The organism is Modestobacter sp. NPDC049651 (assembly GCF_040659695.1).
Taxonomy (GTDB): domain Bacteria; phylum Actinomycetota; class Actinomycetes; order Mycobacteriales; family Geodermatophilaceae; genus Modestobacter.
Genome location: NZ_JBFAOG010000002.1, coordinates 286,872 through 307,599 on the forward strand (window position 1 = coordinate 286,872; position 20,728 = coordinate 307,599).

The 20,728-nt window shown below is 75.8% G+C and carries 23 protein-coding genes; 10 read left to right on the forward strand and 13 right to left on the reverse strand.

Going from position 1 to position 20,728, the window contains the following annotated elements; all coding sequences use genetic code 11:
- Positions 1-3: 3 nt before the first annotated feature.
- Positions 4-1,518, forward strand: coding sequence for a fused MFS/spermidine synthase (locus AB0J00_RS04705; protein WP_357740871.1), 1,515 nt, complete (start codon positions 4-6; stop codon positions 1,516-1,518).
- 6 nt (positions 1,519-1,524) lie between these two features.
- Here the strand turns inward: AB0J00_RS04705 and ybaK are convergent, their stop codons facing one another.
- Positions 1,525-2,001 carry a Cys-tRNA(Pro) deacylase gene (gene ybaK, locus AB0J00_RS04710; RefSeq protein ID WP_357740874.1) on the reverse strand — a complete coding sequence of 159 codons (477 nt, stop codon included), beginning with the start codon at positions 1,999-2,001 and terminating at the stop codon, positions 1,525-1,527.
- 249 nt (positions 2,002-2,250) lie between these two features.
- Between ybaK and AB0J00_RS04715 the strand changes: the two genes are divergently transcribed.
- The 5 genes from AB0J00_RS04715 to AB0J00_RS04735 all read left to right on the forward strand — a co-directional run bounded on the left by AB0J00_RS04715 (position 2,251) and on the right by AB0J00_RS04735 (position 6,564).
- Complete coding sequence (locus AB0J00_RS04715; protein WP_357740877.1) at positions 2,251-2,940, forward strand: sigma-70 family RNA polymerase sigma factor; 690 nt, start codon at positions 2,251-2,253, stop codon at positions 2,938-2,940.
- The gene (gene rsrA, locus AB0J00_RS04720) at positions 2,937-3,302 is read left to right on the forward strand and encodes a mycothiol system anti-sigma-R factor (protein ID WP_357740880.1); all 366 of its coding nucleotides are present in this window, start codon (positions 2,937-2,939) and stop codon (positions 3,300-3,302) included. The genes AB0J00_RS04715 and rsrA overlap by 4 nt, the downstream gene beginning before the upstream one ends.
- A 346-nt stretch (positions 3,303-3,648) precedes the next feature.
- Complete coding sequence (locus tag AB0J00_RS04725) at positions 3,649-4,665, forward strand: biotin carboxylase N-terminal domain-containing protein (protein WP_357740882.1); 1,017 nt, start codon at positions 3,649-3,651, stop codon at positions 4,663-4,665.
- A 76-nt stretch (positions 4,666-4,741) separates the two neighbouring features.
- Positions 4,742-4,966 (forward strand): biotin/lipoyl-binding carrier protein, encoded by a 225-nt coding sequence (locus tag AB0J00_RS04730; RefSeq protein WP_357740885.1) that lies wholly within the window; start codon positions 4,742-4,744, stop codon positions 4,964-4,966.
- 101 nt (positions 4,967-5,067) lie between these two features.
- Positions 5,068-6,564 carry a DUF222 domain-containing protein gene (locus tag AB0J00_RS04735; protein ID WP_357740888.1) on the forward strand — a complete coding sequence of 499 codons (1,497 nt, stop codon included), beginning with the start codon at positions 5,068-5,070 and terminating at the stop codon, positions 6,562-6,564.
- An 82-nt stretch (positions 6,565-6,646) separates the two neighbouring features.
- Here AB0J00_RS04735 and AB0J00_RS04740 read toward each other — a convergent pair whose 3' ends face one another.
- Positions 6,647-7,141 (reverse strand): GNAT family N-acetyltransferase, encoded by a 495-nt coding sequence (locus tag AB0J00_RS04740; RefSeq protein WP_357740891.1) that lies wholly within the window; start codon positions 7,139-7,141, stop codon positions 6,647-6,649.
- Between the two features lie 42 nt (positions 7,142-7,183).
- Between AB0J00_RS04740 and AB0J00_RS04745 the strand changes: the two genes are divergently transcribed.
- The gene (locus AB0J00_RS04745) at positions 7,184-8,671 is read left to right on the forward strand and encodes a sensor histidine kinase (protein ID WP_357740894.1); all 1,488 of its coding nucleotides are present in this window, start codon (positions 7,184-7,186) and stop codon (positions 8,669-8,671) included.
- 61 nt (positions 8,672-8,732) lie between these two features.
- Here the strand turns inward: AB0J00_RS04745 and AB0J00_RS04750 are convergent, their stop codons facing one another.
- Entirely contained in the window at positions 8,733-8,984 is a 252-nt protein-coding gene (locus AB0J00_RS04750; protein ID WP_153361367.1) for a WhiB family transcriptional regulator, read from the reverse strand.
- A gap of 293 nt (positions 8,985-9,277) precedes the next feature.
- Positions 9,278-10,225, reverse strand: a complete 948-nt coding sequence (locus AB0J00_RS04755; protein ID WP_357740897.1) for a diacylglycerol kinase family protein — start codon at positions 10,223-10,225, stop codon at positions 9,278-9,280.
- 98 nt (positions 10,226-10,323) lie between these two features.
- Between AB0J00_RS04755 and AB0J00_RS04760 the strand changes: the two genes are divergently transcribed.
- On the forward strand, positions 10,324-10,821 hold the full coding sequence (locus tag AB0J00_RS04760; RefSeq protein WP_357740900.1) for a hypothetical protein: 498 nt from the start codon (positions 10,324-10,326) through the stop codon (positions 10,819-10,821).
- A complete protein-coding gene (locus tag AB0J00_RS04765) occupies positions 10,818-11,747 on the forward strand; it encodes a threonine/serine dehydratase (protein WP_357740903.1) in 930 nt (309 codons plus the stop codon). The genes AB0J00_RS04760 and AB0J00_RS04765 overlap by 4 nt, the downstream gene beginning before the upstream one ends.
- Here the strand turns inward: AB0J00_RS04765 and AB0J00_RS04770 are convergent.
- The 6 genes from AB0J00_RS04770 to sodN form a co-directional block, all read right to left on the reverse strand.
- Positions 11,744-12,526: an HAD-IIA family hydrolase gene (locus tag AB0J00_RS04770; RefSeq protein WP_357740906.1), complete on the reverse strand. Its 783-nt coding sequence runs from the start codon at positions 12,524-12,526 to the stop codon at positions 11,744-11,746. The genes AB0J00_RS04765 and AB0J00_RS04770 overlap by 4 nt on opposite strands.
- Before the next feature lie 23 nt (positions 12,527-12,549).
- Positions 12,550-13,032: a GNAT family N-acetyltransferase gene (locus AB0J00_RS04775; RefSeq protein ID WP_357740910.1), complete on the reverse strand. Its 483-nt coding sequence runs from the start codon at positions 13,030-13,032 to the stop codon at positions 12,550-12,552.
- Positions 13,029-13,829: a CDP-diacylglycerol--serine O-phosphatidyltransferase gene (gene pssA / locus AB0J00_RS04780; protein WP_357740913.1), complete on the reverse strand. Its 801-nt coding sequence runs from the start codon at positions 13,827-13,829 to the stop codon at positions 13,029-13,031. The genes AB0J00_RS04775 and pssA overlap by 4 nt, the downstream gene beginning before the upstream one ends.
- Before the next feature lie 14 nt (positions 13,830-13,843).
- A complete protein-coding gene (locus tag AB0J00_RS04785; RefSeq protein WP_357740915.1) occupies positions 13,844-14,509 on the reverse strand; it encodes a phosphatidylserine decarboxylase in 666 nt (221 codons plus the stop codon).
- A 64-nt stretch (positions 14,510-14,573) separates the two neighbouring features.
- Positions 14,574-14,768 (reverse strand): hypothetical protein, encoded by a 195-nt coding sequence (locus tag AB0J00_RS04790; protein WP_357740918.1) that lies wholly within the window; start codon positions 14,766-14,768, stop codon positions 14,574-14,576.
- A gap of 306 nt (positions 14,769-15,074) precedes the next feature.
- Positions 15,075-15,479, reverse strand: coding sequence for a superoxide dismutase, Ni (gene sodN, locus AB0J00_RS04795; RefSeq protein ID WP_357740921.1), 405 nt, complete (start codon positions 15,477-15,479; stop codon positions 15,075-15,077).
- A gap of 51 nt (positions 15,480-15,530) precedes the next feature.
- On the opposite strand from sodN, the gene AB0J00_RS04800 reads away from it, so the two are divergent.
- The gene (locus AB0J00_RS04800; protein ID WP_357740924.1) at positions 15,531-15,905 is read left to right on the forward strand and encodes a S26 family signal peptidase; all 375 of its coding nucleotides are present in this window, start codon (positions 15,531-15,533) and stop codon (positions 15,903-15,905) included.
- A gap of 3 nt (positions 15,906-15,908) precedes the next feature.
- Here AB0J00_RS04800 and AB0J00_RS04805 read toward each other — a convergent pair whose 3' ends face one another.
- From AB0J00_RS04805 to AB0J00_RS04815, 3 genes are read right to left on the reverse strand one after another with little or no spacing between them, the layout of a single operon-like run.
- Positions 15,909-16,619 (reverse strand): metal-dependent hydrolase, encoded by a 711-nt coding sequence (locus AB0J00_RS04805; RefSeq protein WP_357740927.1) that lies wholly within the window; start codon positions 16,617-16,619, stop codon positions 15,909-15,911.
- Between the two features lie 27 nt (positions 16,620-16,646).
- The gene (locus tag AB0J00_RS04810) at positions 16,647-19,493 is read right to left on the reverse strand and encodes an FAD-binding and (Fe-S)-binding domain-containing protein (protein WP_357740930.1); all 2,847 of its coding nucleotides are present in this window, start codon (positions 19,491-19,493) and stop codon (positions 16,647-16,649) included.
- A complete protein-coding gene (locus AB0J00_RS04815) occupies positions 19,490-20,725 on the reverse strand; it encodes a multidrug effflux MFS transporter (RefSeq protein ID WP_357740933.1) in 1,236 nt (411 codons plus the stop codon). Before AB0J00_RS04815 ends, AB0J00_RS04810 begins: the two co-directional genes overlap by 4 nt.
- Positions 20,726-20,728: the final 3 nt, after the last annotated feature.

Below are 20,728 nucleotides of genomic sequence, written 5' to 3' on the forward strand. Positions count from 1 at the left end.
CCGGTGCCCGAGGACGTCCCGCCCGGGTCGCGGGCGCTGCCGGGCTGGGTCGCCGGCGGCGTGACGTTCCTGGCCTCGGGCACCGTGCTGGTGCTGGAGGTCGTCGGGCTGCGGCTGATCGCCCCGTACGTGGGCATCACCCTGCAGACCAACACCGCGGTGATCGGGTTCGCGCTGGCCGCGATCGCCCTGGGTGCGTGGACCGGCGGGGCGGTGGCCGACCGCACCGACCCGCGGCGGCTGCTCGCCCCCGTCCTGGTGGCCGGCGGCGCGCTGGTGGTCGCCGTCCTGCCGCTGGTGCGGTTCGCCGGCGGCCTGCTCACCGGGGCCGCGGCGGGCAACGTGCTGCTGCTGGCGTTCGTGGCGGTCGGGGTGCCGGCGGCGCTGCTGTCGGCGGTGCCGCCGATGGTGGTCAAGCTGCAGCTGGGGTCGCTCGCGGAGACCGGCTCGGTGGTGGGCCGGCTGTCGGGCATCGGCACCCTCGGCGGGATCGCCGCCACCTTCCTCACCGGGTTCGTGCTGGTCGCGGTGCTGCCCAGCAGCGTGATCCTGGTGGCCACCGGGCTGCTCACCGTCGTCGTCGGGCTCGCCCTGGCGGTGCTGCTGCGCCGGGCGGTGCCGCTGCGCGCGGACCGCCGCACCGCCGGGCTGCTCGCGCTCACCGCCGCGGTGCCGCTGCTGGCCGCCGCGGCTCCCACCCCCTGCGAGGCCGAGACGTCGTACCACTGCGCCCGGGTGACCGCCGACCCCGAGCGGGACGGCGGCCGGGTGCTCGTGCTCGACACCCTGCGGCACTCCTACGTCGACCTCGACGACCCGCGGCACCTGGAGTTCGAGTACGTGCGGGCCATCGCCGCGGTGAGCACGGCGGTCGCCCCGGCCGGGGAGCCGCTGAGCGCGCTGCACCTGGGCGGCGGCGGGCTGACCCTGCCGCGCTGGCTGGCGGTCGAGCGGCCGGGGACGGTCAGCCGGGTGCTCGAGGTCGACCCGGGCGTGGTCGAGCTGGACGAGCAGCGGCTCGGCGTCCGCACCTCACCGGAGCTGCAGGTGCGGGTCGGCGACGCCCGGGTCGCGCTGGCCGAGGAGCCGGCGGGGGAGCGGGACCTCGTCGTGGGCGACGCGTTCGGCGGCCTCGCCGTCCCGTGGCAGCTGACGACGGTCGAGGCGCTGCGGCTGGTCGACCGGTCGCTGGCCGACGGCGGCGTCTACGCGGCCAACCTCATCGACCACCCGCCGCTGGACTTCGTCCGCGCCGAGCTCGCCACGCTGCGCCGGGTGTTCCCCTCGGTGGTGCTGCTGGCCCGGGCGCCGGTCGTGCTCGGGGAGGACGGCGGCAACGTCGTCGCCGTCGCCTCCCGGCAGCCGCTGGACACCGCCCGGCTGGCCGACGCGCTCGCGGCCCGGGAGCTGGCCTGGCAGGTGGTCGCGGGTGCGGAGCTGGACCGCTTCGTGGGGTCCGCGCCGGTGCTGACCGACGACTTCGCGCCGGTCGACCAGCTGCTCAGCCCCTACGGCTGAGGGTCCTCAGCGCGCGATGGCCGCCGTGCGGGCGCGGGTGAGCCGCACCAGGTCGGCGGGGGCGAGCTCGACCTGCAGGCCGCGGCGCCCCGCGCTGACCATGACCGTCGGGAAGGCCAGCGCGCTGTCGTCGACGACCGTGGGCAGCGCCTTGCGCTGGCCGAGCGGGCTGATGCCCCCGCGCACGTAGCCGGTGGTGCGCTCGGCGTCGGCCGGGTCGGCCATCGCGGCCTTGCGGCCGCCGGCCGCCGCGGCCAGCGCCTTGAGGTCCAGCTGGCCGCTGACCGGGACCACCGCGACGGTGAGCGTGCCGTCGACCCGGGTGACGAGGGTCTTGAACACCTGCGCGGGGTCCGCGCCGAGCGCGGCCACGGCGACCCCGCCGTAGCCGTGCCCGTCGGCGCCGTCGGCCGGGTCGTACTCGTGCAGGGAGTAGGACGCCTTCGCCTGGTCCAGGGCCCGCACCGCGGGAGTCGCCGCCACGGCGCAGCAGCGTAGGGGAGGGCGCGCCGGCCTCCCAGCGAGTTCTGCGCCACGCCCCTGCAGGGGAATCGCGGCCGGGGGCGCCCGGTTGCACCGACCGTGAGCAACACAGTCTCGGGCGCCCGCGCGGCACGTGGACTCGCGTCCGCCGGCGCACCCTCCCGTCGTCCGCCCGGCCGCCCGGACCGCTCCCGGCTAGGATCGACCGACGTGGTGGCCCGTGTCCGGGCGCCGCAGAGAGGACGGTCGGTGCCCGAGGAGCCCACGGTCGAGAACGCAGTCGTGACCGACGACCAGGTCGAGACGCCCGAGGCGCGTGCCGACGGCAGCCGCTCGGCCGAGGCCGAGACGCGCGCCGAGCGGGACGCCCGGTTCGAGCGCGACGCGCTGCCCTACCTGGACCAGCTCTACCCGGCGGCGCTGCGGATGACCCGCAACCCGTCGGACGCCGAGGACCTGGTCCAGGAGACGTTCGTCAAGGCCTACTCCGCGTTCCACCAGTTCGCCGAGGGGACCAACCTCAAGGCCTGGCTGTACCGGATCCTGACGAACACCTACATCAACAGCTACCGCAAGAAGCAGCGGCAGCCGCAGCAGTACCCCACCGAGCAGGTGCAGGACTGGCAGCTGTACGCGGCCGAGGAGCACAGCTCCAGCGGGCTGCGCTCCGCGGAGATCGAGGCGCTGGACCACCTGCCCGACTCCGACATCAAGGAAGCCCTCCAGCAGCTGCCGGAGGACTTCCGCCTGGCGGTGTACCTCGCCGACGTCGAGGGGTTCGCCTACAAGGAGATCGCCGAGATCATGGGCACGCCCATCGGCACGGTGATGTCCCGCCTGCACCGCGGCCGCCGCGGTCTCCAGAAGCTGTTGGCCGACTACGCCCGCGAGCGCGGCTTCGTCCGCGCCGGGGCCTCGGAGGAGGCGAAGCAGTCGTGACCGACGACGTTCACGGCAGCAGTGCGCACACCGACCACGGGCACGGGCACGAGCACGCCGCCTCGTGCGACGACGTCCTGTCGCACGTGTTCGAGTTCCTCGACCACGAGACCGGCGACGACCGCCGGGCCGTGATCGCCGAGCACCTCGACGAGTGCTCGTCCTGCCTGCGGCAGTTCGGCATCGAGCAGGAGTTCAAGGCCCTCGTCCGGCGCCGCTGCGGCGGCGACCCGACGCCGGTGGGCCTGCGCGACCGGATCAAGCTGCAGCTGACCACGGTCTCCTTCGAGGAGGACGGCACCCAGGTGTGGGTCGAGCGGGCCAGCGTCGAGACGGTCCGCTCCGAGAGCGCCGGGGACTGACCGGGCGCACCCCAGCACGAGAACGGCCCCCTCCCGCACTGCGGGAGGGGGCCGTTCCGCACCTGTCGCTCAGGCGTTGGGGCGCTTGCCGTGGTTGGCGCCGTTCTTCTTGCGGGAGCGGCGCTTGCGGCCTCGCTTCGACATCGGTGCCTCCTCTCACTGCGGTCGTCCCGGCGGGCGGCCGGGCGGCGGACGGGTACCCGGCGGGGTGCGGGGCACCCCGATCCGGGTCAAGCTGACCCTGCAAGGATCGCACGGCCGAGCAGCAGGCCCCCGGTGGCGGGGTCCGTTGCGCCGGCGTGCGGAGGACCGACCGGCGGCTGCCGCCGGAGGACGGGGGGACGACGTGGTCTCGGGCACCGTCGAGAGCGTGCTGGTGGCCGGGCGCGGGCCGATGGCCTGCGCCGTGGTGCAGGCGTGCTCGCGGCTGGGCGTGAAGGCGGTCGCGGTCTACTCGGAGGCCGAGCGCGACGCCCGGCACGTCCGGCTGGCCGACGACTCGGTGCTGCTCGGGCCGGCCCCGGCCACCGAGTCCTACCTGCACGCCGACCGGATCGTCGAGGCCGCCCGGCGCAGCGGCGTCGGGGCGGTGCTGCCCGTGCCGCCGGCGCTCGCCGGCAACGTCGAGCTGGCCGCCGCGGTCGCCGACGCCGGGCTCCGCTGGGTCGGTCCGGACGCCGAGGTGCTGGAGCGGCTCGGCGGGGACGGCGTCGAGCCGGCCAGCGAGCGCGGCTTCCTGGCCTGGGTCGACGACCGCGGGCTGCACCACGTGACGCCGGTGCTGCGCGACCGGGCCGGCGGCACCCCGCGGGTGAGCTGGACGCCGCCGGAGGGGCTCGGGCCGCTGCCGCCGGCGGCCCGCCGGCTGCCCGAGCTCGGCTGGCGGGGGCTGGTGACCGTCGGCATCAGCCCGGACGGCGAGCTGGCCGAGGTCGCCGCCGGGTTCTCCCTGGACCTCGCGGTGCTCGAGCGCGCGCACGCCGTCGACGCGGTGGCGCTCGCGCTGGGCCGGCGCGCACCGGCGGCGCTGCCCGCGCCGCGGGCGGCGGTCGCCGTCCAGCTGCGCTCGACCCTCCCACCGGGGACGGCGGGGCGGGTGACCGGACGGCTGCCCGACCTGCCGGCCGGCCGGGCGGACGCCGAGCTGGTGGCGGTGAGCGGCTACGACCGCGGCGACCGCCTCGACGGGTGGTACGACGCGCTGCTGTCGACGGTGAGCGCGGCGGGCGCGGACACCGCCACCGCCGCGCGGGCCGCCGTGGACGTGCTCACCGGGCTGCCGGAGACGGGCGTGCCCCACGACGGGGCCGAGGTCTGCGGGGTGCTCCACCAGATCGCCGGACTGGTGCCCGACCGAGGCTGAGCACCCTGGGCCGTGCTTTCATGATCGTGCCGCCGAGCCCCTCGTCGGCACCCGTCCCGAGCACAGGAGGCACCCGGTGGCCGTCGAGGAGATCCACGCCGAGATGGTCTCCAGCGTCTGGAAGGTGCTGGTCTCGCCGGGCAGCGAGGTGGCGGCCGGCGACACGCTGGTCATCCTCGAGTCGATGAAGATGGAGATCCCGGTGCTCACCGAGCACGCGGGGACCGTCGGCGAGGTGCACGTGGTGGAGGGCGAGGTCCTCCAGGAGGGAGACCTCATCGCCACGGTCGACCGCTCCTAGGCCGCCGCCGCCCGAGCTGTCCACCGGGCTGCGGATGCCGGTTGGCGGCACCGGCTGTCTGACCAGCCGGAACTGTCAGACCCTGCTCGTAGGTTGCGGGCATGACCTCGACCGCTGCGCTCCCCGGTTCTGCGGGTGGGTCGCGGGTGGAGGTCGACCTGGCGTGGGAGATCGACCGGTGGCGCGGGGTGCCGCTGTCGGCGTCGCCGGGTGAGGTGCTGGCCGAGCGGATCCAGCGCACGCAGCGGCGCCGGGCGGTCGACGCCGCGGAGGAAGCCGACCTGATCCTGGCGCTGGCGGCTCAGCGGGCCGCCGCCCTCGCTCCGCCTCCGGAGCACCCCGGTGCCCGCCGGCCCGGCTGGTCGCGGGAGGAGGCGTGGGAGCAGGTCAGCGAGTTCTTCCCCGCCGAGCTGTCGATGATCCTCAACCTCGGCCGGGGCACCGCGGCGGTGCGCTTGACCCGGGCATTGACCTGGCGGGACAAGCTGCCGGCGACGTTCGCGCTGCTGCACCGCGGGGCGATCGACGAACGCCGGGCCGATGCCCTCGCCGACGTGCTGAAGGTCGCCAGCCCGGAGGTCGCCGGGCGGGTGGAGGCCGTGCTGCTGCCGCAGGCGGAGCAGCTGTCGGTGACCCGGCTCAAGACGCGGGCCCTCGCGCTGCTGCTGGCCTTCGACCCGGCCGCGGCGGAGGAACTGCGCGCGAAGGCCGCGCAGGCCGCGGACGTGACCCTGTACCCCTCGGCGTTGACCGGGCACACCGCGATCGTCATCGACCTGCCCAGCGACCAGGCCACGATCGCGTTCAGCTTCATCGACGAACTCGCGAAGACCGCCAAACGCGATGGGGACGACCGGCCGATCGGGGTGATCCGCGCCGAGATCGCCGCCGCGCTGCTGCTGCGCCCGGGCACCGGTGGGCTGGTCCCGGTGTGCGCGCACCTGACCGTCACCGTCGACCTGGCCTCGCTGGAGGACCGGAGCAGTGCACCGGGTGAGGTGAACGGGCTGGTGGTCACCGCCGCGCACCTGCGGGAACTGCTCGCCCGGGTGGGTGCGCTGGGGTTGACCGCGCCCGACGGTGGGTCCCTGTCGTTCGCGATCACCGGCCCCGACGGGGAGCTCCTGGCCACCGTCACCGCGGCGGAGCTGGAGCGGCTGGTCCGCCGCGGTTGCCCCGACCACCCGGACACCGCCTGTGGGTGCGCGGCGCTCGGGCCGCCGCCGGAGACCAGCGCATACGCGCCGACGGCGAAGCAGCGGGCGTTCGTCACCACCCGCGACCGGCGGTGCCGGTTCCCCAACTGCGGGCAACGCGTCGGCTGGGCAGACCTCGACCACGTTCTCGCGCACTCCTGCGGCGGTCGCACCGACTGCACCAACCTGTGCTGCCTCTGCCGCAGCCACCACCGGTTGAAGACCTTCGCCCGCGGCTGGCGGTTCGCCATGACTGCCGACGGGACGCTCACCGTCACGACACCGTCCGGGGTCACCCGGACGACCCGACCACCCGGCATGCGACCGCCACGGCCCGAGCCGGAGCCACCGCCGGGTCCGGCACCGCCACCGCCCGTCATCACCGACGATCCACCGTTCTGACCACCCACCGCAGCCCTGCGGTCATCGGCCCCTGCTCGCACACCGGGCGAGGCCGGTGGGCTGGCTCGGTGGTGTGCTGCTCTCAGAGGGGGAGGCCGTAGACCATCAGGTCGATGCCGGGCATGGGCGACCAGTCGCGCTCGGGCAGCCGGGTGAAGCCCAGCCGCTCGTACAGCCGGTGCGCGGTCGTCATCCGCGGGTCGGTCGACAGCACCATCAGCCGCTTGCCCGCGGCCCGGGCGCGCTCCAGGCACTCCTCGACCAGCGCCCGGCCCACCCCGCGACCCTGCACGGTCGGGTCGACCACCAGCATCCGGAACGCCGCCTCGTCGTCCGAGCGGGTCACCTCGCCGAAGTCGCCGGCCAGCACCAGCGCCGTGCTGCCCAGCACCCGCCCGTCGTCGTCCCGGGCGACCAGCAGGGTCGAGCGGTCCGCCCGGCCGGCGACGTCCGCCAGCTGCACCGCGTACTCGGGGGAGGCGAAGCCCTCCGCCACGTACACGCCGGCCGTCAGCTCGGCGATCCGGTCGTGGTCGGCGGGGGAGGCGGGTCCGATGGTCAGCGAGCCGGAGGTCACCCGAGCAGGGTAAGGAGTGCGCCGCCTAGGCTCGTCGGCACCATGAGCAGCCTCTCCGAACGTCTCACGCGCGGCTCGGCGTCCTCCCCGGGGCAGGTCGACCACGCCCGCCGGCTCGTCGCGGACTGGCAGCTGCTGGCCGACCTGTCCTTCGCCGACCTCACGCTGTGGGTCCCGCTGCAGGACGGCGCCTGGTGGTGCGTCGCGCAGGTCCGGCCGCTCACCGCGCCCACCAGCCAGCCGGAGGACCTGGTGGGCGCGGAGGTGCGCGGCGTCGAGGCGGAGTCGCTCGTGCGTGCGCACCAGGAGGGCCGGCCGGTCACCGAGGGGGACCCCGACTGGTCGGGTCCCAGCCCCCGCCGCCGCGAGGTCATCCCCGTCCGGCACGACGGCGTGGTCGTCGCCGTCCTCGCCAAGGACACCAACCTGGCGGCCACCCGGTCGCCGTCCCAGCTCGAGCTCACCTACCTCGACATCGCCGCCGACCTGCAGCTGATGGTCGCCGCCGGCACCTTCCCGCCCCGCATGCTCGACGACGCGGAGATGAGCCCGCGGGTCGGCGACGGCCTGGTCAAGCTCGACGCCGACGGCCGCGCCGTCTACGCCAGCCCCAACGCCCTCTCGGCGTTCCGCCGCATGGGCGTCACCGGCGACGTGGTGGGGGAGAAGCTCGGTGAGGTGACCCGGGCGCTGGCCGGCGACCGGGTGGCCGGCGAGGCGGTCGCCGCGAAGATGGCCGCCGCCGTCGCCGGGCGCTTCCCCGACCCGATGGACGTCGAGAACGACGCCGCCACCATGCTCGTCCGCGCCCTCCCGCTGCAGGCCCCCGGCGGTGAGGAGGGCGCGCTGGTGCTCGTCCGCGACGTCACCGACGTCCGCCGCCGCGACCGCGCGCTGATGACCAAGGACGCCACCATCCGGGAGATCCACCACCGGGTGAAGAACAACCTGCAGACCGTCGCCGCGCTGCTGCGCCTGCAGGCCCGCCGGATGACCGAGCCCGCGGCCCGCGCCGCGCTCGAGGAGTCCGTCCGCCGGGTCGCGTCCATCGCGGTCGTCCACGAGACGCTCGCCGGCAGCCGGGAGGACGTCGTCGAGGTCGACGACGTGCTCGACCAGGTGATCCCCATGCTCGGCGACGTCACGTTCGTCGGGCCGGCCGCCCGGATCAAGCGGGACGGCCGCTTCGGTGAGCTCCCCGCCGCCGCGGCGACCCCGCTGGTCATGGCGGTCACCGAACTGCTGCACAACGCCGCCGAGCACGCCTTCGACGACGACGGCGCCCCCGGCACCATCACCCTCGGCGCGGAGCGCGACGGCGCCGACCTGCGGGTGGTCGTGCGGGACGACGGCCGCGGGCTGCCGGACGGCTTCGACCCCGCGCAGAGCACCGGCCTGGGCCTGCAGATCGTGCGCACCCTGGTCACCAGCGAGCTGCACGGCTCCCTGCAGATGGGTGCGCCCGCCGACGGAGGCCCGGGCACCGAGGCCGTGCTGGTGCTCCCCGGCGCCGGCCGCCGCCGGCGCTGAACGCAGCGAGGCCCGCTCCCCGGGAAGAGCGGGCCTCGCTGCGTTCAGCGGTGGTGCGTGATCAGGCGGTGCGAACCCGGGTGCGGGCGGTGCGGCGCTTGAGCGCGCGACGCTCGTCCTCGGACAGCCCGCCCCAGACGCCGGAGTCCTGCCCGGAACTCAGGGCCCACTCGAGGCACGACTCGACGACCGGGCAGCGACGGCAGACGGCCTTCGCCTGCTCGATCTGCACGACCGCCGGACCGGTGGTCCCGATGGGGAAGAAGAGCTCGGGGTCCTCGTCGCGGCAGAGGGCGCGGTGGCGCCAGTCCATGGCCGTGTACTCCTCGATGTCGTGTGCCTGGTCGTCCTGCATCCGGTCACCGGTCTCGGACCGTCTCCGGCTGGCATGCTGGGTTCCCCAGCGCCTCGCTCGGCGACCGCCTGCCCTGTGTTACCAGCAGGTTGCTTACTTGTGATGCTTTCACGAAGTACCCGAGAGTCAAGCAGTTCAGGGGCATCGCGGAGAGCCTCGTGAGCAACCTCACCACGCACGTGGGAGCCCCGCCACTCGTACCTAGCACACGCCGTCCGCGGGGTCCGTCCCCCGGGCGGGTCGAGACGTGCCTAGGCGACCACGCGGAGCGCGTCGGGCAGTGACCGCACCCGCAGCGCGGTGGTGGTGCCGAGGTGGTCGCCGTCCAGCTGCCAGCCCCGCGGACGGGTGGCGGTCAGGGTGAGCTCGGCCAGGTCGTGCCAGCGGTGCACCCGGCGGCCGCGGGGTTCGGCGCCCGCGACCATCGTCTGGCGCAGCGTGCGGAGCATCCGGGTCGCGCCCATCCGCCCCAGCGCGAAGACGTCCAGGCCGGTCTCGAACGACGCCTGCGGGGTGGGCCGGATGGGGCGGTCGCCGAGGTAGGTCCACGGGTCCACGTTGGAGACCAGCCCGAGGAAGACGCCCTCGACCGCCGGCTCGCCGGGCACCTCCACGGTGATCGGCGGACGGCGGTGGTCGGCGCCCAGCAGGAACGCGGCGACCCCGGACCGCACGTACAGCGCCCCGGTCGAGCGGCGCCCCTTCGCCCGCTGGCCCTCCACCCGGGCGATCACGTCGGCGTCGAACCCCAGCCCGGCGGCGAACACGAACGCCCGCGGGTCGGTCCACCCGTCGTCCGCGGTGCGCGCCTGCGCCGTCCCGAGCGACACGCTGCGCACGTGCCCGGCCCGCAGCGACTCCAGGATCTCGCCGGTCGCTTCGACCGGGTCCCGCGAACGGCCCAGCGCCCGGGAGAAGACGTTCGTCGACCCGCCCGGGACGACGGCCAGCAGCGGCGTGCGCGGGCCGTGGTCGAGCAGCCCGTTGGCCACCTCGTTGACGGTGCCGTCACCGCCGAGCGCGACGACCACGTCGATGCCCTCGGCCGCGGCCCCGGCGGCCAGCTCCCGGGCGTGCCCGCGGTGGCCGGTCTCCGCGACGTCGACCTTCAGCTCGCTGGACAGCGCCCGCACCAGCACGTCGCGCACCTTGCGGGTGGTCGTGGTCGCCGCCGGGTTGGCGACCAGCAACGCACGCATGCGGTCAACCTAACCGGCGCCCCGGGCGGGCCCGGGGGAGGGCCGCTCCCGTGCCCGAGCGGCCGGGCGGGGCGGCCGCCCGGCGTAGCCTCTGCGGCGTGTCAGGCCAGCCGACCGGGGAGCCCGGGCGTCGTCGTCCCCGCGCGGAGGGGCTGCTCGGCGGAGCCGCGCAGCCGTCGCCCGCCCGCCCGCCGCGGCCCGCCTCGGCCGCGCCGCGCGCCCTCCGCCGGGCCGCGCTGGTGGTCGGGCTCGAGACCCTGGGGCTCGCCGCGGTGGCCGTCGTCCTCGTGGTGCTGGTGGTCGCCGGGAACGCGACCGACGTCACCGGTGCGCTGGGTGAGGCCGTCTTCGTGGCGATCATCGCCGCGGCGCTCGGCGTCGCGGGCCGCGGCCTGTGGCGCGGCGCGAGCTGGTCGCGCGGCCCCGTGGTCGCCCTCCAGCTGTTCCTGGCCGTGATCGGGTTCTCGTTCGCCTTCCAGGGCGACCAGCCGGCCATCGGGGTCCCGATCCTGGTGCTGGTGCTCGCCGAGCTGTACCTGCTGCTCACGCCGGAGGCCCGGCTGGCGTTCGCCGAGCAGCACCCGGGCGACCGGTGATCACCCGGACGGACGTCGAGGCGGCCGCCGTCCGCGCCGCCGGCCGGGTGGTGCGCACCCCGCTGGTGACCGCCGAGGTCGCCGGCCGGCCGGTGGTGTTCAAGCTGGAGTTCCTGCAGCACACCGGCACCTTCAAGGCCCGCGGCGCGGTCAACCGCATCGCCGGCGCCGCCGAGCGCGGCGAGCTCGACCCGCGGGTGGGCGTGGTCGTGGCCTCCGGGGGCAACGCCGGGCTGGCCAACGCGTGGGCGGCCGCGGCGCTCGACGTCCCGGCGACCGTCTTCGTGCCCACCACCGCGCCCGAGGTCAAGGTGCGCCGGCTGCGCGCGCTGGGCGCGACCGTCGTCCAGCACGGCACCGAGTACGCGATCGCCCACGCGGCCGCCGTCGAGCACGCGACGGCCACCGGCGCGGTGTACTGCCACGCCTACGACCAGCCGGAGATCGCCGCCGGCGCCGGCACGCTCGGCCTGGAGCTGCTGGCCGACACCCCCGCTGTCGACACCGTGCTGGTCGCGGTCGGCGGCGGCGGGCTGATGGCCGGGGTCGCCGCCGCCGTCGAGGGCACGGCCCGGGTGGTCGGCGTGGAGCCGGAGAACGCGCCCACGCTGCACGCCGCCGTCGCCGCCGGTGAGCCGGTCGACGTGGCGGTGTCCGGCGTCGCCGCCGACTCGCTGGGTGCCCGGCGGATCGGCGACATCGGCTGGTCGGTCGCCGTCCGCACCGGGGTGCAGCCGGTGCTGGTCACCGACGACGACGTCGTCGCCGCCCGCCGGCACCTGTGGGCCGAGCACCGGGTCGTCGTGGAGCACGGCGCGGCGACGGCCCTGGCCGCGCTGCTGGCCGGCGCCTACGTGCCGGCCGAGGGGGAGCGGGTCGCCGTCGTGCTGTGCGGCGCGAACACCGACCCCTCAGACCTGCACTAGACCAGCTCGATCACGTCGGCGATCGAGTCGCACACCCGGCTGGGGCGGAACGGGAAGCGGCTGATCTCGCCGGCCTTCGTCGAGCCGCTGAGCACCAGGATGGTGTCCAGCCCCGCCTCGATGCCGGCGACGACGTCGGTGTCCATCCGGTCGCCGATCATCGTGGTCGACTCCGAGTGCGCCTCGATGCGGTTCATCGCGCTGCGGAACATCATCGGGTTCGGCTTGCCGACGAAGTAGGGCTCCATGCCGGTGGCCCGGGTGATCATCGCGGCGACCGAGCCGGTGGCCGGCAGCGGCCCCTCGGCCGACGGGCCGGTGGCGTCGGGGTTGGTGGCGATGAACCGCGCGCCGTCACCGATCAGCCGGATCGCGCGGGTGAGCGCCTCGAACGAGTACGTGCGGGTCTCGCCGAGCACCACGAAGTCCGGGTCGGTGTCGGTGAGCGTGTAGCCGGCCTCGTACAGCGCGGTGGTCAGCCCCGCCTCACCGATGACGTACGCCGAGCCGCCGGGCAGCTGGGTGGACAGGAAGTCCGCGGTCGCCAGCGCGGAGGTCCAGATGGCCTCCTCGGGCACCTGCAGCCCCGCCCGGGACAGCCGCGCGGCGAGGTCGCGCGGGGTGAAGATCGAGTTGTTGGTCAGCACCAGGAACCGGCGGTTGCGGTCGACCAGGCGCTGCAGGAAGTCCGCGGCGCCGGGCAGCGCGTTGCCCTCGTGCACCAGCACGCCGTCCATGTCGGTGAGCCAGCACTGGGACTCCGTGCGCTCGATGGTCACGCCTGCTCCTGTCGGTCGGTCGGTCAGCGGGGGTCGGCGGCGAACCGGGTGAGCGCCTCGTCGGTGAGGCGGAACGTCGTCCACTCGTCCATCGGCACGGCGCCCGCCGCCCTGTAGAACCCGATCGCCGGCTCGTTCCAGTCCAGCACGACCCACTCCAGCCGGGACCACCCGCGGGCGACGCACTCCGCCGCGAGGGTGCGCAGCAGCTCGCGGCCGTACCCGCCGCCGCGGTGCTCCGGCCGGACGTAGAGGTCCTCGAGGTGGATGCCGTGCGTGCCCCGCCAGGTGGAGAAGGTGCGGAACCACAACGCGAAGCCGGCCACCGAGCCGTCGGGGGCCTCGGCCACGTGCGCGAACACCGCCGGGGAGTCGCCGAACAGCGCGGCGTCCAGCTGGTCGGTGGTCATCAGCGCCTCGTGCTCGGCCTTCTCGTAGGCGGCGAGCTCGCGCACCAGGCCGACGACGGCCGGGACGTCGTCCGGCCGCACCGGGCGCACCGTCATGACAGCACCTCCTTGACCCGCGGCGGCACGAGGCGCCCCAGCGGTGCGACGATCGGGACCACCAGCGGGGACAGCAGGTAGGCGTAGGCGAACACGCACACGGTGATGCGGGGCGCCAGCGCCAGCCCGGCGAGCAGCACCACCACCGCGATCACCAGGCCGTACGGACGGCGGCTCTTCGGGCTGACCAGCGACCGGAACGACCGGTAGCGGACGTTGCTGATCATCAGCAGCGCCGGGACGGCGAGCACGGCCAGCACCCACAGCCGCTCCCGGCCCTGCATCTGCTCCTCGAACGCGAAGACGCTGGCCAGCACCACCGCGGCCGCGCCGGGGCTGGGCAGGCCGATGAAGTACCGCTTGTCGGCGGTCGGGTCGATGGTCGTGTTGAACCGGGCGAGCCGGAGCGCCGCGCACGCCACCCAGAGGAAGCAGGCGACCCAGCCGAGCACGTCGAGCTGGTCGAGGTCGCCGGACAGCAGCGCGAACGCCAGCAGCGGCGGGGCCAGCCCGAACGACACCAGGTCGGCGAGGGAGTCGAACTGCAGGCCGAACGGCGAGACCGCGCCGACCAGCCGGGCCACCGCGCCGTCGGCGATGTCGAAGACGACCGACAGCGCGATGAGCAGGCAGGCCAGCCCGTACTCGCCGCGGAAGGCCACCAGGATGGCGGCGAAGCCGCACATCATGTTGGCCAGGGTGAACAGGCTCGGCAGCCACGAGCGGGCGCGGCGCCGGCCGCCGCGGACCGAGCCGCGGACGAACTCGACGGTGGCGGTGCGCCGGGTGGGCGGCATCCTCGCCGTACCCGTCAGCTCGGCGGGGCCCAGCGGGCGATGACGGTCTCGCCGCCGCGCACCCGCTGACCCTCGGTCACGGTGACCACGCAGTCCCGTGGCACGAAGACGTCCATCCGCGACCCGAACTTCATCAGCCCCACCCGTTCCCCCGTGGCCACCTGCTGGCCGACCTGCACCCGGGTGACGATCCGGCGGGCGAGGACGCCCACGATCTGCCGGAAGACGACCGTGCGGTCGCCGTCACGCACCCACAGCTCGCTGCGCTCGTTCCGGTGGGCGCTCTCCTTGCGGTACGCCGCGAGGAAGCTGCCGGGCCGGTACTCGTACGACTCGATGCGCCCCCGGTACGGGGCGCGGTTGACGTGCACGTCGACCACCGACAGGAAGACGCTGACCTGCTGCCAGTCACCGTCGGGGGCCACGCCCGGCTGCGGCTCCCCGGCCACCATCACCACGCCGTCGGCGGGGGAGAGCACGTCGTCGGCCGGCGCCGGGTCGACGTCGCAGCGGCGCTGCGGGTCGCGGAAGAAGACCGCCATGTAGCCGGCCAGGGCCAGCAGCGGCCAGCTCCACCACCGCGCCCAGCGGCTACCGGTGGCCCGGCCCAGCACGGCCAGACCGGCCCCGGGTACCAGGGGGACGGTGAGGAAGGGCCAGCCGGCCCGGTCGATGCGCATGTCGTACCGAGGTTACTTGGGTGGGCTCCCGCCCACTCCCCGGCGGCCGCGCGACGCGGGCGGATCAGGCCGAGGCGCGCTCGCCGCTGGCCCCGCGGGTGCTGAGCCGCGGGCGCTGGGGGCCGCCGTACCAGTCCAGGCAGATCACCGTCGCGTCGTCGCGCAGGTCGCCGCCGGTGGCCCGCAGGACGGCCTGGCCGAGGGCGTGCACCGCCTCGCGGGGGTGCAGGTCGGCGGTGCCGGCGAGCGCGCGGGCCACGTCGAGCGAGGCGGCGTTGCGCGGACCAGCGAGTGCCCGCTGAAGTCGGACACCAGCAGCGACACCTCGCGGGCGCCGGAGAGCGTCATGAGCTCCTCGGCGACGGCGGTCACGGCGTCGACGGGTGCGGCCGCCTCCACCCGCTCCAGCAGGGAGCGCAGGTCGAAGCAGGGCTCACGGGACTCGGCTCCTCGAGGCAGCGCTGCAGGGGTGGGGGACAGGGGTGGGCGACCGGGGGACGGGACACCGCTGCCGGGCAGTCCGCGGAGGACGGCCCGGCAGCGGGGGTGGTGCGTGCGGCCTGGATCAGGCAGCGGCCTTGGTCTCCCAGAAGATCTTGTCGATCTCGGCGATGTAGTCGAGCAGCTTCTGGCCCTCGGCGGGGTCCATGCTGCCCTTGCCGCCGGCGGCGCCGGCCTGCTTGGTGGCCTTGTTGAACAGCTCGTGCAGCTGCGGGTACTTCTCGAAGTGCGGGGCCTTGAAGTAGTCGGTCCACAGCACCCACAGGTGGTGCTTGACCAGGTCGGCCCGCTGCTCCTTGATGAGCACGCAGCGGGTCTTGAAGACCTCGTCGTCCGAACCCTGGTACTTCTCCTGGATGGCCTTCACCGACTCGGCCTCGATGCGGGCCTGAGCGGGGTCGTAGACGCCGCAGGGGAGGTCGCAGTGCGCGGTGGCCTCCACGGCGGCGAACATGCGGAACAGACGCATGGGGGTGCCTCCCGGGATCGTGGTGTGCTTCCGGGTGGGACCCTACTCGCGGTGATCACCGACGACATGCCCAGCAGCCCACCCGCCCGCTGGTTCCGGGCCCGGGTCAGCGGCGCGTCCATGTCGCCGACCCTCCGGCACGGTGACCAGCTGCTGGTGCGCGCGGTCGCCCCGGGCGGTCCGGTCCGCCCCGGTGAGGTGGTGCTCGCGCGGTTCCCGGCGCGGCCGGCGCTGCTGGTGGTCAAGCGCGTGGTGCGGGCCGTCGACGGCGGGCACTGGGTGCACGGCGACAACCCGTTCGGCACCGATGACAGCCGGTCGTTCGGCGTCGCGGTCGTCGTCGGCCGGGTGGTGGTCCGCCTGTGGCCCCGGCCCGGCCGGCTGCCGGCCGCACCGGAGGCGGACGGCGCCGCTGCCGCGGGCTGAGGGTCAGCCCGCCGCGAACCGGTCGAGCAGCGGGCCCAGGGAGTCGGCAGCGCCGGTGTTGACGAACACCAGCAGCACCGCGGCCAGCAGGAACGCCGGGGCGAGCACGAACTTCTCGAAGCCGGCGCCGGTGCGCAGGGGGGTGAGCTTGAGCCGGGCGCGGTGCAGCACCCAGACCAGCGGCACCGGCACCCCCTGGCAGGTGAGCGCGTCGCCGGCGATGTGGGTGAGCACGCCGACGGCGACCGCGGCGGGCAACCAGGTCGGGTCGTAGGTGTGGTCCAGCAGCAGCCAGGCCGCGCCCCAGGACATCACCAGGTTGCCGATGACGGTGTTCTCCGCGCGCCCGGGGATCACGAAGTTCAGCGCCCGCAGCGCCAGCCCGATCGCCAGCGCGAGCAGGAGCAGCGACGTCCACGGCGTCCAGGTCGCGGCGTACGCGAGCAGCCCGAAGGCGACCGGGCCGAGGACGGCGTCGTGGGTGCCCCAGCGGTGCCCGCCGGACACCGCGCCGACCACCGCCGCGGGGACGTCGGTCAGCGGCCCCCACATCCGGGAGATCGTCGCGCCCTTCTGGTCGAGGTCGGGCAGCATGGCGAACCCGCCGACGGCCGCCGTCCAGGCGACCTGGGCGACCACGCCGTGCACCGGGGCCCAGGGCAGCGTCGCGGCCCCGGCGGCGAGGCCGGACAGGGCGTGGGAGTGACCGAGCACGTGCCCAGGGTGACCCCGGGGGCCGGGTCAGGCAGGGAGGCGCGCGGCCAGCAGCTCGGCGAGGTGGACGCCGGGGCGGTCGGCCAGCTGGTCGAGCTGGGTGCGGCAGGAGAAGCCGTCGGCCAGCACGACGGCGTCCGGGCCCGCGCCGCGGACGGCGGGCAGCAGCGACTGCTCCGCGATCGCCACCGAGACGTCGTGGTGCCCGCGCTCGGCGCCCCAGTTGCCGGCCAGCCCGCAGCAGCCGCCGACCCGGGTGACGGCCGCACCGGCCTCGCGCAGCAGCCGCTCGTCGGTGCTCCAGCCCATCGTGGCGTGGTGGTGGCAGTGCGGCTGGGCCACGACCTCGACGCCGGACAGGTCCGGTGCCCGCCAGCCGGGCGTGCCGGTGAGCACCCCGGCCAGCGTGCGGGTGGCGGCGGCGACCCGCTCCGCCGCGGGGCCGCCGACCAGGTCCACCGCCTCGCCGCGCAGCACCGCGGTGCACGAGGGCTCCAGCCCCACCAGCGGCAGGCCGGCGTCGGCGTAGGGGGCCAGCCGCGCCACGGTCCCGGCGAGCACCCGGCGCGCGGCGTCGAGCTGGCCGGTGGTGATCCAGGTGAGCCCGCAGCAGGTGTCCTCGGCGACCACCGCGACCCGGTGACCGGCCGCGGTGAGCACCCGCACCGCGGCGTCGGCGACGTGCGGCGCGAAGTGGTCGGTGAACGAGTCGACCCACAGCGCGACGGTCGGGCTGCCGGCGTCCGCGGCGGGGGTCCAGCCGGCCCGGAAGGTGCGCGCGGCGAACGACGGCAGCCGGCGCCGCTGGTCGACCCCGGCGCCCCACTTGGCGAGCGCGCCGCCGACCCGTGAGCCGAGGAACCCGTTGACCAGCCGGGGCGCGCGGGCGGCGAGGTCGGCCCAGCGGGGCAGCCGGCCCAGTGCGTAGTGCGCGCGCGGGCGCAGCCGGCGCCGGTAGGTCTGGTGCAGCACCTCGGACTTGTAGGTGGCCATGTCGACGCCGGTCGGGCAGTCGCGGGCGCACCCCTTGCACGACAGGCACAGGTCCAGCGCCTCGTGCACCTCCGGCGACCGCCAGCTCCGCACCGGCCCGCCGGGCGCGAGCATCTCCTGCAGCACCCGGGCGCGGCCGCGGGTGCTGTGCGCCTCCTCCCGGGTGGCCTGGAACGACGGGCACATCACCCCGCCGGTGGCGGTCAGGTCGGCCCGGCACTTCCCGACGCCGGTGCACCGGTGCACCGCGGCGGAGAAGTCGCCGCCGTCGTGGCCGTAGGCGAAGGCCAGCCCGCGGCGGAGCGCGGGGGCGGCGGCCACCCGCAGGTCGGCGTCCACCGGCGCCGGGCGGACCAGCACGCCGGGGTTGAGCACGTCGTCCGGGTCGAGCAGGCCCTTCACCTGCTCGAAGAGCGCGAGCGCGGCGGGGGAGTACATCGCGGCCAGCAGCTCGCTGCGGGCCCGGCCGTCGCCGTGCTCACCGGACAGCGACCCGCCGTACCCGGCCACCAGCTCGGCGGCGTCGGTGACGAAGGCGCGGTACCGGTCGCGGCCGGCCGGCGCGGGGGCGCCGGGGCCGAACGGGAAGTCGATCCGCACGTGCACGCAGCCGTCGCCGAAGTGCCCGTAGGGCAGCCCCTGCAGGCCGTGCTCGGTCAGCAGCGCCTCGAACCGGCGCAGGTAGCTGCCCAGCTGCTCCACCGGGACGGCGGCGTCCTCCCAGCCGGCGTGCGCGGGGCGCCCGTCGCTGGTGCGCGCGGCCAGCCCGGCGCCGTCCTCGCGGATCCGCCAGATCGCCGCTGCGTGCGCCGGGTCGGTGACCACCATGGTGTCGACGGCGCCCGCGGCGGCGGCGATCCGGCGGCCCCGGTCGGCGACCTCGGCGGCGTCGTCGCCGGTCAGCTCCACGATCAGCCAGCCGTCGCCGCGGGGCAGGTCGGGGACGACGGCCGCCGGGACGTCGCGCAGCCGCTGCACGATCCGCGGGTCCAGCCCCTCGACGGCGGTGGGGGAGTGCGGCAGCAGCGCGGGCGTGGCGTCGGCGGCCTCGGGCATCGACGGGTAGCCGAGCACCACCAGCGCCCGGGCGGCGGGCTCGGGCACCAGCCGCACGGTGGCGCCGAGGGTCAGCGCGAGCGTGCCCTCGCTGCCGACCAGCGTGCGGGCCAGCGCGGTGCCGAGGTCGCGGTCGGCGCCGCGCTCGGGCAGCAGGTGCTCCAGCGCGTAGCCCGACACCTGGCGGCCGAACCGGCCGAGCTCGGTGCGGACGGTCGCCAGGTGCGCGTCGACCAGGGCGCGCAGCCGGTCGCCGACGGGGCCGACGGGCAGCCCGGCGGCCAGCCGCAGCCGCTCGCCGCTGCCGGTGACGACGTCCAGGCCGGTCACGTTGTCCGACGTCCGGCCGTAGCCCAGCGCCCGCGAGCCGCAGGCGTTGTTGCCGATCATCCCGCCGATCGTGCAGCGGTTGCTGGTGCTCGGGTCGGGGCCGAACCGCAACCCGTACGGGCGGGCGGCGGCCTGCAGCGACGCCTGGACGACGCCCGGGTCGACCACCGCGGTGCGCGACCCGGGGTCGATCCGGTGCACCCGGGACAGGTGCCGGCTGGTGTCGATGACGACGCCCGGCCCGACCGCGTTCCCGGCGATCGAGGTGCCCGCACCGCGCGCGGTGACCGGTACGCCGAGCTCGCGGCAGACGGCGAGGGTCGCGACGATCTCGTCCGGGTGCCGCGGCCGGACGACCGCCCGGGGCAGCACCCGGTACAGCGAGCCGTCGCTGGAGTACAGCGCCCGGGCCAGCCCCGAGCCGTCCGCGTCGGCGACCCCCGCGCGCTGCAGCGCCGCGAGCAGCGCGGCGTCCGTGTCGTCCGGCGCGCTCATGCCGGCACCTCCGAGGTGGGGACGGGCACGGCGGGCGTGCGCTCGCGGACGAGGAGGAACACCCCGGTGGCGGCCAGCGCGCTGCCGGCCATGACCACCGCCATGGGCAGCAGCTCGCCGGACGGGCCCAGCCCGGCGAGCGGGGCGATCAGGCCGCCCAGCGCGAACTGGGAGATGCCGAGCAGCGCCGAGGCGCTGCCGGCGACCTGGCGGGCGCCGGACATCGCCAGGGTGGTCGCATTGGGCGCCACCAGCCCGAAGGCGGTCGCGTTGACCAGCAGCGCGGGGACGACGACCGGCAGCCCCCACCCGGCGAGCGCGGCGGTGACCAGCACGGCCGCCGCTGCAGACTGCAGCAGCAGCCCGGCGAGCACCAGCCGCCGCGGGCCGGCGCGGGCGACCAGCACCCGCGAGGCCTGGCCGGCCGCGACGATGCCGGCGCCGTTGAGGGCGAACAGCAGGCTGAACTGCGCCGGGGAGAGCCCGAAGCCGTCCTGCAGCACGAACGACGACGTCGAGATGTAGGTGAACAGCGCGCCGAAGCCCAGTCCGAAGGCGAGCACCGGGCCGAGGAACGCGCGCTGGCCGAGCAGCACCCGGCCGGTGGCGAGCGTCGCGCGCACCCCGCCGCCGGTGCGGTCGGACCGCGGCAGGGTCTCCGGCAGCCGGGTCGCCGACCAGACCAGCAGCACGGCGCCGATCGCGGTGAGCACGGCGAACACCCCGCGCCAGTCGGTGACCCGCAGCAGCTGCCCGCCGGCCACCGGCGCCAGCACGGGGGCCACGCCGTTGATCGAGGCGAGCACGGCGAACGCCCGGGCCGCGGCCAGGCCCTCGGTGCAGTCGCGGACGATCGCCCGGGACAGCGCGATGCCGGCCGCCCCGGCCATGCCCTGCAGCAGCCGGACGCCGACCAGCACCCAGATCGACGGGGCGAGCGCGCAGAGCACCGACGCGACGGCGTAGGCGACCAGCCCGATCAGCAGGGGTGCCCGCCGGCCGAACCGGTCCGACAGCGGCCCGGCCACCAGCTGACCGGCGGCCAGGCCCAGCGCGGCCGCGGTCAGCGTCAGCTGGGCGGCGGCCTGCCCGGCACCGAGGTCGTCCTCGACCGCGGGGAGACCTGGCAGGTACATGTCCATCGACAGCGGCCCGAACGCCGAGAGCAGTCCCAGCAGGACCATGAGGTCCTTGCTGGGCACGCTCCCGGCGGTCAGCTGCTGGCGGCGCACCGG

What these genes read in the sequence shown, in the direction of transcription:
- AB0J00_RS04735 (WP_357740888.1), top strand. Translation starts at nt 5,068, where the DNA reads ATGACCTCGACCGCTGCGCTCCCCGGTTCTGCGGGTGGGTCGCGGGTG.
- AB0J00_RS04750 (WP_153361367.1), bottom strand. Translation starts at nt 8,984, where the DNA reads ATGGACTGGCGCCACCGCGCCCTCTGCCGCGACGAGGACCCCGAGCTC.
- AB0J00_RS04775 (WP_357740910.1), bottom strand. Translation starts at nt 13,032, where the DNA reads ATGACGGTGCGCCCGGTGCGGCCGGACGACGTCCCGGCCGTCGTCGGC.
- pssA (WP_357740913.1), bottom strand. Translation starts at nt 13,829, where the DNA reads ATGCCGCCCACCCGGCGCACCGCCACCGTCGAGTTCGTCCGCGGCTCG.
- AB0J00_RS04745 (WP_357740894.1), top strand. Translation starts at nt 7,184, where the DNA reads ATGAGCAGCCTCTCCGAACGTCTCACGCGCGGCTCGGCGTCCTCCCCG.
- AB0J00_RS04810 (WP_357740930.1), bottom strand. Translation starts at nt 19,493, where the DNA reads ATGAGCGCGCCGGACGACACGGACGCCGCGCTGCTCGCGGCGCTGCAG.
- AB0J00_RS04755 (WP_357740897.1), bottom strand. Translation starts at nt 10,225, where the DNA reads ATGCGTGCGTTGCTGGTCGCCAACCCGGCGGCGACCACGACCACCCGC.
- sodN (WP_357740921.1), bottom strand. Translation starts at nt 15,479, where the DNA reads ATGCGTCTGTTCCGCATGTTCGCCGCCGTGGAGGCCACCGCGCACTGC.
- AB0J00_RS04785 (WP_357740915.1), bottom strand. Translation starts at nt 14,509, where the DNA reads ATGCGCATCGACCGGGCCGGCTGGCCCTTCCTCACCGTCCCCCTGGTA.